We start from the raw sequence: 13897 nt of genomic DNA on the forward strand, positions 1-13897 counted from the left end.
CCGCCGGCGGGCTGACGCCTGCGCAGCGCCATCGACAGTGCGTCGGTGACCAGACTGGTCCGCATATGGGTGTCCAACGCCCAGCCGACCAACGCCCGCGAGTGCAGATCGATCACAGTGGCCAGGTACGCCCACCCATCCCACGTCTTGATGTAGGTGATGTCACCGCACCAGCGGGTGTTGGCCTGGGTCGCGGTGAACTTCCGGCCGATCAGATCCGGCGCCGGCGCCGGGTTGTCACCTGCGACGGTGGTGACCTTCCACGCCCGAGGGTGCCGTCCCTGCAGGTCGGCGGCCTTCATCAGCCGGTACACCCGCTTGGGCGAGATGCGGTGACCCACCGACGTCAGATGCGCCCACATGCGCCGCACCCCCGGGTTGCCGTGCAACGCCCGGAAGGCCACTTTGATCTCGGCGGTCAACGCCGCGTCGGCCGCCTCGTGGGCCGACGGTCCCCGGCCGCGCCACGCGTAATAGCCGGCCGTGGACACACCCAGCTCCGCACACATGAACGCAACGCCGTACTCCCTGGAATCAGCCCAGTCCGCGATGGCAGCGAAGATCACTGCTGGCCTTTCGCGAACCAGGTCGAAACTTTTTTTGCGAACTCGAGCTGCAATTCCAGTTTCGCGTTCTCCTTGCGGAGCCGAGCAAGCTCGGTCCGCTCCGACTCGGTCAACGGTTTCTCCGCAGCCGGTTCCCCCTGGGGTTGAATCTTGCTCACCCATTTCCGTATCGACGTGTCGCAGATGTCCAACTTCCTGGCGACCTCGCCGATGGTATGGCCGCCGTCGACGATCAACGAGACCGCATCCCGCTTGTACTCATCGGTGAAGCTCCTCCGGGTCGAACCCATCAGTCAGTCTCCTATGCCTCAGGAGCTGCAGCAACCTCGCAGGGTGTCCACCGAAGCGGGAACGGTCCAGGTCGACACAGGGCGGAAACGGATCGACCGATGGCGTCGGCGAACTTTTGGCAACGTTCGCCGAGCAAGGTACCGCTGAGATGTGGGCTATCAAGATCGGGACCGGTCACAAGACATCAACCGCCCGTAACGCTCCCGTGAAACCCGTAGCGATGTTGGCCATCGCCGAAGGTCTCGCTTCGCTCGGAATCAGATCGACCGCCGACCCCCGCGAAGCGGCCAAGGACCCTGATCGCCTAGCCGATGCGGAAGAGGTCTGGACGAAGGCCGTTGGGCAAGGTTCGGGAATTACCTGGAGGTACGGCCTGATGTTGGCGGGGGTTGATGGGGTAAAGCCCGACCGAATGATCAAGCGATTCGTGGCCGATGCTTTGGGCATGAACTGGAAGAAGATGACGGCACTGTTCGCCCAGAGTGCGGTGATAGAGGCGGCGGCCGCTCTTCATTTGACAGCCACTGCCCTCGACCACGCCATCTGGAGCTGGCAGCGAGTCCCTCGCAGGGGGTAGGCAGGTCTGGCTCATCTTGCCAGTCATCACCACCTGCGGGTGCTCGACCGAGCCCGACTCGGCCGGCCACCACTGATCAGACCTACTTCAAGTGGAACCTTGTCAAGTAGCCGAGAGCCATCTCAAACCTACAGGACGGGAGATCGAAGATGCGACTGGTGGTTTGGAATGCAGCCACAGGCTTTCATGACAAGCTGTCGGTGTTACTCGAGATGCTGCGGCCTGACGTCGCCGTAATCTCCGAGTGCGCAAATGAAGCAGTGCTGACCAAGCGGGTCCGCACTGAGCCACCGCCCTGGAATTCGATGCTGTGGGCCGGCCGAAACCAGCACAAAGGCATCGGCTTGTTCTCTTTCGGTGACTATCGCTTGGGTGCCCCACCGATCAGTGGGCCGACGTTGGAGTGGGTCATTCCGGCCGCCGTGACCGGCCCGACGAGCTTCAACCTGCTCGGTGTTTGGGCGATGAATCACCGCGCACATAACAACACCGGACCTGGTTCTTGGCCGCAGCCAGCGGTAGCGCTGGAAACAGTTGACTGGGATCAACCAATCATCATGGCAGGAGATTTCAACCACTCGGTCGTTTGGGATCGACCAGGCACGCCGGAGAAGAATCACGCTAGAAATGTAGCTATTCAGCTGGGTGTGAGGGCTGGGGGTAGCCAGGGGCCGGTGGTGAATAGTTCGGTGAGGGCGTCGAGCTTGTTTTTGCCCCATTTTCCGGCTGTGGCCAGGTAGGAGTGGACGGTGGCGAATTCGATGAGTCCAGCCAGGGTGCGCCAGCATCCTCCGGAGGTGCGTTGCTGAATTTTGATTGGTCGTAGGTCACGTTCGGCTTGGTTGTTCGTCCAGGGGATCGTCAGGTCTGTGGTGAACCGCAGGATCATGTCTTGGTAGCGGTGGAACCGGCGGAGCAAGGTCCGGGCGTGCTGGGCGAGTTCGCTGTGGTCGCCGAGGTTGTCGGTGCGGCCTTTGGCCAGCGCGCCGAGGTAGTGATTCATGATCGTGGCCAGGGTGGTGTGGTCCAGGCGGTCCAGGCCGGTGTTGCGGGCAGCGAGCGCGGCGCGGTGGGCTGCGGTGAGGGTGTCGGCCATTGCGGTGGCCCACAGCTGCCCGGTGGGGTCGGCGTCGGAGATGGAACGCAGGTCGCGGAGCAGGTGCGCGCCGCACCAGGCGTGCAGGGCTGGGAGGTGCTCGTAACCGGCGTAGCCGTCTCGGACCAGCACCCCGGTGAAGGTGGCCAGGACCCCGCCGTGGTCGATGTCGGCGCTGCTGCGGCCGCCGACGTGCATCAGGGTCAGGTATTCGGTGCAGGCCACATGCACGTAGGCCAGCGCGTTGTCGGCGCGGCCGGTGGTTTCATCGGCGTGCAGGACCGGCGCGGTGGCCAGCAGTTGTTGCAGGTGCGGCAGGAAGGTGCCGATCAGCTTGTTGGCGGCGCGGCGGCGGGCTCGGGCGGTGAATCCGGTGGCCAGGTGCAGCCCGGTCAACGTTTCCATCAGCGTGTTGGCCCGGCCGATGGGCAGGTAGTGCGCGCAGGTCAGGTAGGCGCACATCGCTAGTGCCGCCGGGCCGATCCGCACCGGCGATCCCGGGGTGGAAAGGACGTCGGTGTTGATGTCGGTGTTGTCGGTCCAGTCGGCGGTGGTGGTGACGCCGCAGCAGCGGCAGGTGGTGGCGCCGAGGCGGTATTCGGTGATGACCGGCGCGGCGACCGGCGGCAGGTCCACGATCTGCCGGCGGTCCACCATCCGGGCTGCGGTGCTGGTCAGCGAGCCGTGGCAGCCGGTGCAGGTGGTGGGGTCGATGTTGATGACCTGGTCCGGGTGATCGGACAGGGATCGGGATACCCCGGGGTCGCCGTTCTGCTTGCCGGGTTTGCGGCCGCTGGCCCGGCGGGAGGAGCGGGCCTTGGCCGGCTTCTTCGTGAACGGCGAATCCGAGGACGGCGGGCGGGAGGAGTTCGACGAATCGGCACCCAGCCGGCGTTCCAGCTCTGCGACTCGGGCGGTCAGCATGGCGATCAATTCCGCTTGGGACGCGACCAGATCACGAAGCTCCTGCTCGATCGATGCGGCCACAAATACATTATCCCGCAGCGGCTTTCACCTACGACAAGGACACGCCGACCTACCCAGCTGAATAGCTACCTAGAAATCTGTTGGCGGCTGAACAACATCGCCTCGTTAGTGCCTATCATCAATGGTTCAGCGAAGGTCAAGGCGCAGAACTGCAGCCCACGTTTTTTCGTCGCGGCCTGGCTTCCCATCTGCCAGCACATCACGTCGATTACGTGTTCATACCCCAGGCATGGACCTCACGACTGAGGGAGGTTACCGTCGGGTCGGCCGCCGACTGGGTATTGACCACCCCTTCACTATCCGACCATGTACCTATAATCGTAGATATAGCCGATGAATGAGGGGTGGCAGCGTACCTTCGCCGGCCGAGCGGAGAAAACCCGGTCATGACTGCACCTCTGTCGGCTTCTCTCCGAGCGACCATGACTCCTGGACCGCCAACCGACCGGCGGCCAACCGTTTCGCGTCCTTGCGACGGTAGTAGGCAGTCATATGCACCAGCATCGGGTCCATGCCCTTGTAAAACATGAGCATCGTTCCCTCAGGCAAGCCGCGGATCTCACCCTCGTCCAGAACGGCCCGCTGGGTAACGTGCTCGGAGTAGCTGCGGCCTTGGCCGCCTCCGAAGACTCCGCCGCCGTGTCCTGTCGATCCCTGCCAGGAGAGCTCATCCCGCTGGCCGGCGATGGCGCTAAAGTCTCTGAGGTCCTCCGCCGATGTGACCCCGCCGAGGATGCCCGTGATGGTGGCGGAGTCCCAGATCGCCTTCGCCGCATCCGATCCCCATGTTCGAGCCATCTGGGACCTGCCCTGGATGACGACCATCGTCACCATGCCGGATCCGCCGTAGCCAGACACGTATGTCGGTAGCGCCGGCAGCGGCGCGAAGTTCGCGATCTCGTCGAGAACAAGTGTCAGAGGCGGGTCCAGCCTGGCGTTCGGGGAACGATCTGCGATCGACTTTCCGACTCTCGCGATGTCGTCGACCAGGCATTGCAGGAGCCGCGACGCAGGATCGTCCTCCTTGGCCAGCAGATAGAGCGTCCCGCTGCTGAGGATGAACTCGGCCGGGTCGAACTGCTCACCTTCGGCGGGATCGAACCTGCGCCGCACGTCCCAGAGATCCAAGCCCGCTAGGGCCTTGGCCACGCCGGCCCAGACGTTCCCGCGGAACTTCTCGTCGCCGTCGACAACAGAGGCCAGGGTTGCGGCCCAGCCAGGCTCTACCTGCCGATACCCGTGCGAGTTGCCCTCGAGCTGCTCGAGGATCTCGACCGCAGCCCTGGCTGCGGAGGGCGACTGCGACCATCGCCAGAGATCGTCGATTCCAGAATCACCCCAGTCAGCTGCGTGGAGAAGGGTCTTCACCACCTTCTGCGTCCAGTCCTCCCAGAAGGAGGCGTGCTCTACGCCTGACGACGACCCACAGGACAGAACCGTCGCCCGTGCGGTAGCCACCGAACCATCCCGGGCTCCCAAGATGGGTGACCACTTGACGATCTCGGGGATGTCACCCGCCGACCCATCGGCTGCGATGACGCCGACCGGACCTCGCTCCTTCCGCGCCGTCATGGTGATCTGTAGGACGTCCGGCCGTATCGACGTGGCCACGACCGCGCCGGGCGCATCAAGGATCCGCGCATTCACGGCGTAAACGCCCTTGCCCGAGCCAGACGGACCCAGCAGCACGACCGCGTCCCGAACCGAGGTCCACACCTCGACCCCACGGGCCCGCCCCCACCGCCAACCGAGTTGCTCGGGCCGGGACCGGTCGTTCTTCGGTGTCGTCGGCCTCAACTCGGCCGACATGTTCTTCAGTGGCCGCTGCCCAACGTGCCGGGCGATATCGCCAGCGGTCGCCATCCCTGGCCGGGCAGCGAGTTGGCCAACCCTCCGCTGAGCTCGTGTACGACGCCGCACAACAATTACGACCCCCACAGCGCCAGCCACCAGCAGGGCCAGCTGCCCGGCCGCGGCACCCCAGTAGAGACCCGCCGCGGGCATGGTCGACTGCCAGGCCGTCCCTGGCGAACCGCGGTGCCACAATGCATTGACGCCAGCGAGGAGTGTGCCCCGCGCCCAGCCGTGGCCGCTGACGACCGAGGCGGTCTGGCCGCCAACCCATAGTCCGCCCACGATCACCACACCGAACGCAACCACCATGATCAAGGTGAGATCCGATGTCGAGACGCCCGGAGACGAACGTACGGGGCGTTTTGCCGACGACCCCATCAGCTACTCCACCGTCCGGGATGCCCGCCCTGCTGCTGGTCGGCATTCTTGAACTGCACGGCGGCACTACCGTCAGGCTGTCGGTGCCGAGTGGCAGCATTCGAGACGACCGGACCGATGAATCGAGAGACCATGATGAACGCCCCACACGAGCGACCAACGGAGTTCCGTCGTGCCCGCATCGACTCGCCGGCGCGCACCCGGGCCCCGGCCGTGGTCCTTCGGTGGCTGTTCCGCATCGCATTGCTCGCCGCGGCCGCGTATGTAGCTTTCGTGGTGGGCGTTGTCCTCTTGATCGTCGTGGTCTTTCTCCTGGTCGTCTTCATCGGCCGGCGGGCAGTTCGGTCGTCCCGCTGGTAGGCCCAATGCGCCAGCGATCAGCGAGCTCAGAAACAAGGTCGGCCAGATGAGCCAGCTCGGGCAGCATGCGGTTCCGGGGTAGCGGGCCGCACCATTGCCCGGCATGCATCCCGGCGCCAACCCATCCGTCCACGCATCGGTAGAAGGTGACCCAGCCGCCCCACGGAAGCTGCTGGATGGCAAAGTGGCTCCGCTCGGCGATGTGCGCCAGGTGCCCGACCATCGCGAATCCACCAAGCCGGACCGGTCCGTCGATGATCGCGTCGCCGCGGATGCAAGCCTGGCCGCCGATTCGTGCCCGGCCCCTGATCGCGGCAAGGTCGGTCACGACAGCTTGGCCATAGACCCACGCATCGCCACCAACGACCGCCGTCCGACTCACCCTGGCGTCGCCGAAGGCCTGAGCCCGGCCGCAGACGGTGGCTTGCTTCTCGATGACTGCGCGGCCGAAAACCCAGGCTTCGTCTGAGATTTGGGCTCGGTCGGAGACTGATGCCCACCCGGAGACCGTGGCTGAACCGGAGATGACCGCGCGGCCGGTGATCACGGCATGCTCGCGCACTCGGGCATGGTCCAAGACTCTCGCCTCTCCGACCACCACGGCTGAACCGCCGAGTTCCGCTGCGCCGGAGACGGTCCCGCCCGCCACGACTCGCGCAAGCGTCCCGATCCTCGGGCTACCGGAGATGGCGGTACGCGGAGGGTCAGCCGTGACCGTTGCCTTCGACGATCTCCTTCCGAGCGACAACTTCATCGGCCTTCTCCATCCACGGTCATCCGGGCGTCGGTGTTGAACAGGGCTTTTTCTCTTGGCGTCAGGACTGTCTGCACGCGGAACGACCGTGTCGGAAGCTTCCACAGCGCTTCGCCCTTTCCGACGCCGGCGACCACGTCCCTTTCGGCTTGGGTCATCCCGAGATCGCTGACGGCCCGGTCCAATTCGCCGGGCGCCTGCCGGAGCACGACTCGGGTATCGCAGAGGGAGAGCAGCCCGCGGGCCTTCTGCACAGCAGCCGAGCCCACATTGCCGACCTTGTCGGGGTCGGAGAGCGCGTGCATGATGATCATGTTGGACTCGCCGAACGCTCGAGATAGGCGCAGGTCAGCGTTCATCCGGTCGAGCTGCGCTTCGGTGCCGATGATCCGCCAGGCCTCGTCGTAGATCTTGATGACGTGCCCGCCGCCGACATCGCGGGCCGACGCGGATACCCACGCCGAGGAGCACAACATCACGAGCGACTGCAGGAGGTCGTCGTCCCCGAGTGCGGCAGATCCCACGGCCAGCATCGGTGCGTTCGGGTCGAACCGCACGGTGGACTGGCCGTCGAACAGGCCAGCCAAACTGCCGGTGACCAGGGATGTGAGGACCGCATAGACCTGCTGGCCGGTTCCGGCGAGCAGGTCCGCCGAGTAACCGGCGTCGGTCGCGTCCTGCGTGTCCACGTGCGCGAGGTGATAGGCCACGTGGCCCAGTTCGGGGTCCGGCTGCCGCCGCGCAGCCGCGGCCAGTGCGACCTCGACGGCGGACACCGCCAATGGATCAAGCGGCGCGATCTTCGGCGAAGCGGTTGAAACGAGTGCGATCAGTAGGTTCTGCCGGCGAGACTTGACGACGTCCTGCCAGGTCTTGTCATCCATGCCGGCCGGTTTCACGCCACCGTCGAGTGGGTTGAGGCGCGTCGTCAGTCCCTTGCCCAGCCGAACGCCTTGACCACCGACGGCGAGCGCCAGCCGCACCCAGTCGTCCTTGGGATCGCCGGGAACATGTACCCGCCGGCCGAACGCCATGCTCCGAGTTGCGTAGGCCATCGCGAGATTGGTTTTGCCCCAACCGATATTGCCCGCCAGCAGCATGTTGGTGTTGGACACCAGCGGCGGTGTCCTGTTGTACAGCTCGAGGCCGTCGTAGCAGAAGGAGGCTCCGGAGAAGGAGTCCCGTCCGATGAAGATGCCATCGGCTCCCAGCCCACCCTCGGCCAGGAACGGGTAGGCCACCGCCAGGGTCGCCGTGGTCGACCGGTGCTGCGGAAGCTTCAGCGACTTCGTGGTGCGGGCGGCCCAGGGTCGCTTCTCCCCCGCCTTCGGCGTGCGTGCCCTGAATTCGGTGACACGGTCCTGTCGAACCGCGGCCCGAGTTGCTTTCTCGGCCGCAATCTCGTCGGCGACCAGCGATCGGGCTGCCTCGGTCCACGTCCGCCGGGCGGTCCGGCGGGCCCAACTGCCGGTGCCGGCGGGCAACAGGCCGCCGGATCGGGTGGTGTGTTTGACCATCAGAATCCCTTGGTGAGCGGCAGCGCAGCTGCGATGAACGCTTGCGGCTGCTGGCCGGCCAGAACTCGTGCTTCGCAGCCGGCTTGGATGGCCGCCTGTCGGATGACGCCGACGGCGACGGTCAGCTCGTCGAGGGTCGGAGCTGTGACGGACAGGAGTCCGGCGTAGCCCATATCGCCGTGTCCGGCGTACATCTCAGCTTCTCGGTCCTGGACGTCACGCATCTCTGCGGCATCGGAGATCGCGGCGACCTGGCCCATCTTGGACTTGGTGACTGCGTCGGACACGAGCTCGGCCTTGGCCATCCGGATGTCGCGCATGGCGCGCCGCATCGGGATCGGTTCGTACAGCAGGGTGAGTCGACGCTGGACGCCCGGCGTCAGGATCAACGGCGCCAGGAACGTCGGGTACACCGCACTGCGGGGCCACTCCGCCAGCCAGAGCACCGAATGGAAACCGCTGTCGCTGCGCAGGTAGTCCCAGTGTTCCTCGATCGCCAACGGCCCGGCGTCGTCCAGGTCCCGTCCCGCCCGCGGGTGATAGTCGAGCACGGGTCGGATAGCCGGGTCGTAAGCACAGCGCAGTTCGTAGGCAAGTTCCTCCGGCGTGAGCCAACCCTCGACGGCCAGGGACGCACCGGTCAGGGCACCGTCGACGATCCGTCGCTGGCCGGCGAGGATGGACAGTGCCCCTGCGTGGCCGCCCCCGGCGTGCTTGATCAGCGCCCGGGCCTTCTTGCCGTCGAGGGTGATGGCCACCAGCGACTCACTGCGGGAGGACACGGGGCCGGCGACGGCCATGAGCTCCTCGTAGTGTTCCCCGGCCAATCCGTTGAGGGGCTGGCCATGGGTCCGCCACCAGTCTCGGAGCGAGTCGCCGGAATCGGGCACGCAGTACTCGAGTACCTGCGCGTAGCGGATGACGTCGGCCTGGCACAGGCCGGCGAGCACCCGACCCCACCCGGAGATCTGGCCGTCCTGGCTCTCTGCCTCCATCAGCAGGAACGCGGGCTCCCGCACGCGGACCACTGCCGTGTACCCGGCTGTCCAGGGGTCGTGAACGACGACTGAGCCGTCGGAGGAGGTCATCCAGCGGAGTCGGGCCGACTCGCCGGGAAGCAGCAGGCTGGCCGTCGGCCGAGGCTTTGCAGTGGCTCGAAAACCTGACTGCTCCGTCATCCGCCGCCGGACAAAGTGCCAAGCGATCGGAATCCACTCCACCAGCGGCACGCCGTCGCGGCGGAGCATTGCCACCAGTCCAAGGGGAAGCGACACCAGCAGAAGCACTTTCAGCGCCGCACCAACGCCGAGGACCGCAAGTGTCACCGCAACGACCAGTACTGCAGCCAGGACAGTGGCTGCCTGCGCCCCCGTCAGTCCCATGAAGAAGCCGCGGGCAGATCGTCTTCCGAAACGGGCTGTCCGGGGCTTGGTGCGATCCTCGGTGATGGTTGTGGTGCTCACGCCAACTCTCCTTGCTGATTCATCCGGAACCCGTGTCGACCGTTCGGCGGGGGATCGCTGATCGGCGCAGAACGGTCAGGCGTCTCGCCACGCCCACGCGCGTCCGTACGAGCACCTGCGACGTCAGGCGGCCGCATTGGAGCCACGCCGACTGGGCCGACACTCATAGCTGCCAACGGGACGACTGTGCTGCCCATTTGGGTATCGCCCGCCACAGCCGTTGCAGCGGCTCCGTTATCGGAGACTCTGCCGGTCGCGATCTGCCCGGGCAGGTCCGGGCTGCCGGTGCCGTCACCTCGGGTCATGACAGTCGTTGCGGTGCTACTGCCCGGGCCAGCGGTGCTCATCACCGGAGCCGCGGCACCCTCGTCCGCACCGCCGGACACTTCGGCGGCACCGGGCCCGCCTAAGCCTTGACCGACCGCCGAGCATGGTGAGGTCGGAGCGGAAGGGCCACCGCTGCCGCCAGTTCCGCGGCCGCCGCCGAATTTTCCGGCCGCGTAGCCTGCGATACCGCCGATCGCACCCGCCGCCCCCAGTGTCGCGCCACCGGCCGACGAGGCGTTCTGCAGACTGCCGTTGCCGACCTGGTGCGCCTGGGACATGCGGTCGCCCGCGAACGACACGAACTTCATCACCGACAGTGGTGAGAACGCGGCGAGGAAGATCCAGACGGCCCCGACCAGGGCGTCGCTGGTGTCGCCGGTGATGGAGGACGAGATGGCGGAGAATCCCAGTGTCAGGATGACGGAGATGACGAACTTCGAGATCGCCAGTGCGAAAACAACTTCCGCCCATCGGACCACCCAAGACTTGGTGTGACCGTAGGCCAGACCGGCCGCGGCGAAGGGGCCGAAGGCCACCGTCCCGATGACGATTGCCTTGCGCAGGAACAACACCACGATGACCATGACGAAGGCCACCAACGCCAGTCCGGCGATGACGATCACGATGAGCCAACCTGCGGCGTCGATCGAGCCGTCCATCGCGAAGGCCCGCTGCATCGCCAGCTGCGCCTGCACCTGCGCGTCGCCCAGCACATAGTTGGAGAACTCGTCGACGACGAAGAGAACGGACGCGACGAGGAATGCGCCCGCGGCCCCGACGAGTACGCCCAGGACGCTGCCCCCGACTGCGCGCCACAGGTCCGAGGGCGACTTCGAGAGGATCGCGGTCGCGACCTGGAGGACGAACAGCACACCGACCACCGGGAGCATCAGGTACCGCATCATGGTGAGCATGTCCTGGAGCCATTGCGCACCGAGGTTGATCTTCGAGCCGCCGTTCACGAAGTCCAGCGCCTTGAGCATCATCCAGTTCATGGCGTTCACGGTGCCGGCAGCGATCCGTCGAAGGATGTCGTCGGACTGATCCGAGAGCCAGTCCGAGATGCCGGCGGTGTGCGGGTTCATCCGTTGGCCTGGACCGAGACGATGAGTCCGTTGACGAACGCGTCCCGGCCGATGGTGCACGAACCGCATGGGCTCGAGGCGGCGACGATGACCAGGGTGCCGGTCTTCTTGGCGTTGCTGGTGACGGCGACCATCGCGATCTCGACGGCGTTTGCTTCCATGACGCGGCTCATGTTGGTGGTGACTCCATCCTTGTCGAGGGAACCAGACAGCTTGCCGAGATCTGCTGGGCCGTAGTCGAAGCGCTTGAACTGGTGATCGTTGGGACAGGCTCCTTGGCTGCCCGCGAGGGACAGGGCACATTGCTTGGCCAGCTGCCGCAGACCTGGTTCAGTGGTCACCGGCTGACTTCCTTGCTGGGCGCGCCACTGGTTGATCTGCGGGGTCCACGTGTCGGTCTTGTCCAGGACGGTGAAAGCCTCGATACCAGTCGGTGAGTCGTCGACGGTGTAGCCAGCTGGATCGGCCCGGAAGTTGCGCGCTTCGGAGTCGTAGGTCCATTCGACGACGCGGAGACCGCCACCCAGAAGGAGCGCTGCGGCGAGGCAGATGATCATGCCCGTCTTGCCTCTGCCCGCTGCCTGGGTATTCGCGGACAAGCTGCCCACAGCCCAGGTCGCGCCGTAGGCGATGAACGCGGCGACCGCGAGAACGACGGCCCAGGTCAGCATCTGGCTGATCAGGCTGTTGATGTGGGTGGTGCCGCCCATCAGGTCGCCGACCAGAATCGGTAGAGGTCAGGATCGGCCGGCTGGCCCTCGTTGGACCAGTAGGCGGCCCGGATGTGTACGTCCTTCCCGGGCTCGGGGGCTTCGAGTAAGTAGTCCTGCGCGCCGATGGACCCGAGATAGATGGCGACATGACCCTGATACCCGATGATGTCGCCGGGTAGACCCTGATTGCGGGGTACGAGCTGGCCCCCTCCGGTGCGTTGGCCGGAGGAGTTCGTCGGGATCGTGAAACCGGCCTGCTTGAGTACGTAGGCGGTCAGCCCCGAGCAGTCAAATCCGGTGACGCCCTGGCAGCTGTTCAATGCCCCGGCGGCACGGGAGCATCCCTGGTCTGGGCCGCCACCGTCAGTGCCGCCGCCGTAGACGTAGGGCAGGCCCACTGCGGCGAATCCGGCGGCCAAACCTCGGGCCATGGCTTGTGTTGGAGCCTTGATGACCTTCCCGCCCACCGTCGGGTCGACGTCGGGCCCGCTGGGAAGGGTGACGTCGATTCCGTTGACCAGCACTGTTCCCGGGGCTCTTGGCGCTCCGGCGCTACCTCCAGGGGTACAGCCCGGCATTGCTTGGACCGGTGATCCGTTCCCGGCCGCGTTCAGCAGTTGTGCGGTGATGGAAGTGGCGATCTGGATGTTGGCCTTGTAGTTGTCGCCGAATCCCAGCACCACGCCGTCGCGGACGTGCTTGCCGTCGTATTCCGATCCCTGGACGGTTTGAGCCGCGATCCAGGGCGGCATGCTCTGCCAGCCCGAGACGCTGATCAGCCGGTCGAGGAACAACCCGGCGCTGCCGGCCGGATCCATCCGCACGCTCTCCGGCCCCCAACTCGGCATCTGCTGGAACAGACCACGAGACGACGGGCCCATCGAGTCCCCGTGCGTCACGTTGTGCAGGGTCGACTCGGTGAAGGCCACCATCTCGACCATCACCACCCCCTGGTAGCCCAGGCTCCGATGCAGCGCCACGTTCGCGATCGCTCGCGCGTTCGCCGCTTGGTCAGGGTCCAGATTCGCGACAGCGCCCGCTTCCGTGCATGACACCGACCCGTTGACGCCGGGCGACGGACTGGTAGTCGTGTCGGCCGCGCTGATCCCGCTGGCGGCGATCACCAGAAACGCCACCAGTGCGGTTCCGATGGCCGGAACCAGGGCGCCGACCGCCCACCTGGTCGCCACACGTTGGGCGCGGCTCACCCCGCGGCCGGCTGACCGAGCAATGCAGCCTGGATTCGGTCCAGGCCACAGAAGTCGACAGCAGGCGCACATGCGACAGTCAGACCCATGGAGACGGACAGCGACACCGGGGTCGTCCCACTTGCGGTGATGATCTGCTCGCCCACCAGGTCGATGCCGTAGGTACCGGACTGCGCGCCGATGTCCTGGAGCTTGCGCGCGGCCCACTGCGAGATCGCCACCGTCTGGAGCTTGAACGTCGCGGTCGTGCCGGACGCGCGGATCTGAGTCAGGGCTGCGCCAGTTGGCGTGTAACGCTGCAGATCCGTTGTCAGGCCCGCCGAATCGCCCAGCGGAGCCGCCAACGCCACTTCCATCACATCGGCGTTGCGGGCTTGGAAGTCTGTTGCAGGTCCGTAGGAGAACAGGGCCTTGGCGACCTTCTGCGCGAAGACCAGCTGATTCGTCTGTCCTCCGACCAGAGTCGAATCCGTTGGGTCGCTGCCCGGCACGTACGTCGACGTGGGTAAGGCCGGGCTGGGACCGATCAACACTTCGCCGACGGCGGCCGTGCTGGTCGGGACAGCTGACGCGACAGAGCTCCCCGATGAGGAAGTCGGCGAGGCGACGTGGGCGGGTCTGACAACCACCACGGCGACGGTGGCCACGATTGCGACCGCGGCCAGCGCGGCCGCGGCAACGAGCAGCACCTTGTTCCGTCCCCAGAACTCCGCAAACATGG

General features: G+C 65.9%; 12 protein-coding genes and 1 pseudogene. 3 read left to right on the plus strand and 10 right to left on the minus strand.

The features are described from left to right. Both ABIB25_RS26575 and ABIB25_RS26580 read right to left on the minus strand, forming a co-directional pair. A partial coding sequence (locus ABIB25_RS26575) for an IS3 family transposase (RefSeq protein ID WP_354531538.1) occupies positions 1-566 on the minus strand: 566 nt, incomplete at its 3' end. After that, a complete protein-coding gene (locus ABIB25_RS26580; RefSeq protein ID WP_187091918.1) occupies positions 563-856 on the minus strand; it encodes a transposase in 294 nt (97 codons plus the stop codon). The genes ABIB25_RS26580 and ABIB25_RS26575, both read right to left, overlap by 4 nt. A gap of 80 nt (positions 857-936) precedes the next feature. Between ABIB25_RS26580 and ABIB25_RS26585 the strand changes: the two are divergent. Further along, a pseudogene (locus ABIB25_RS26585) lies at positions 937-1434 on the plus strand (DUF8548 family protein); the annotation flags it as partial. Positions 1435-2071: 637 nt separating this feature from the next. Here the strand turns inward: ABIB25_RS26585 and tnpC are convergent. Next, on the minus strand, positions 2072-3517 hold the full coding sequence (gene tnpC, locus ABIB25_RS26590; RefSeq protein ID WP_354531540.1) for an IS66 family transposase: 1446 nt from the start codon (positions 3515-3517) through the stop codon (positions 2072-2074). A 384-nt stretch (positions 3518-3901) separates the two neighbouring features. After that, complete coding sequence (locus ABIB25_RS26595; RefSeq protein ID WP_354531541.1) at positions 3902-5326, minus strand: type IV secretory system conjugative DNA transfer family protein; 1425 nt, start codon at positions 5324-5326, stop codon at positions 3902-3904. 540 nt (positions 5327-5866) lie between these two features. Between ABIB25_RS26595 and ABIB25_RS26600 the strand changes: the two genes are divergently transcribed. Beyond that, on the plus strand, positions 5867-6109 hold the full coding sequence (locus ABIB25_RS26600) for a hypothetical protein (RefSeq protein WP_354531542.1): 243 nt from the start codon (positions 5867-5869) through the stop codon (positions 6107-6109). A 103-nt stretch (positions 6110-6212) separates the two neighbouring features. Continuing rightward, on the plus strand, positions 6213-6578 hold the full coding sequence (locus tag ABIB25_RS26605; protein ID WP_354531543.1) for a hypothetical protein: 366 nt from the start codon (positions 6213-6215) through the stop codon (positions 6576-6578). Positions 6579-6859: 281 nt separating this feature from the next. Here ABIB25_RS26605 and ABIB25_RS26610 read toward each other — a convergent pair whose 3' ends face one another. From ABIB25_RS26610 to ABIB25_RS26635, 6 genes are read right to left on the minus strand one after another with little or no spacing between them, the layout of a single operon-like run. Further along, complete coding sequence (locus tag ABIB25_RS26610) at positions 6860-8380, minus strand: putative type IV secretion/conjugal transfer ATPase (RefSeq protein WP_354531544.1); 1521 nt, start codon at positions 8378-8380, stop codon at positions 6860-6862. Continuing rightward, positions 8380-9843, minus strand: coding sequence for an SCO6880 family protein (locus tag ABIB25_RS26615; protein WP_354531545.1), 1464 nt, complete (start codon positions 9841-9843; stop codon positions 8380-8382). Before ABIB25_RS26615 ends, ABIB25_RS26610 begins: the two co-directional genes overlap by 1 nt. Beyond that, positions 9840-11255, minus strand: coding sequence for a TrbL/VirB6 family protein (locus tag ABIB25_RS26620; protein WP_354531546.1), 1416 nt, complete (start codon positions 11253-11255; stop codon positions 9840-9842). The genes ABIB25_RS26615 and ABIB25_RS26620 overlap by 4 nt, the downstream gene beginning before the upstream one ends. Continuing rightward, a complete protein-coding gene (locus tag ABIB25_RS26625) occupies positions 11252-11965 on the minus strand; it encodes a DUF6112 family protein (protein ID WP_354531547.1) in 714 nt (237 codons plus the stop codon). Before ABIB25_RS26625 ends, ABIB25_RS26620 begins: the two co-directional genes overlap by 4 nt. Continuing rightward, positions 11965-13176, minus strand: coding sequence for a C40 family peptidase (locus ABIB25_RS26630; protein WP_354531548.1), 1212 nt, complete (start codon positions 13174-13176; stop codon positions 11965-11967). Before ABIB25_RS26630 ends, ABIB25_RS26625 begins: the two co-directional genes overlap by 1 nt. Then, the gene (locus ABIB25_RS26635; protein ID WP_354531549.1) at positions 13173-13895 is read right to left on the minus strand and encodes a hypothetical protein; all 723 of its coding nucleotides are present in this window, start codon (positions 13893-13895) and stop codon (positions 13173-13175) included. The genes ABIB25_RS26630 and ABIB25_RS26635 overlap by 4 nt, the downstream gene beginning before the upstream one ends. Between the last annotated feature and the right edge of the window lie 2 nt (positions 13896-13897).

The organism is Nakamurella sp. UYEF19, assembly GCF_040546275.1.
Lineage (GTDB): Bacteria > Actinomycetota > Actinomycetes > Mycobacteriales > Nakamurellaceae > Nakamurella.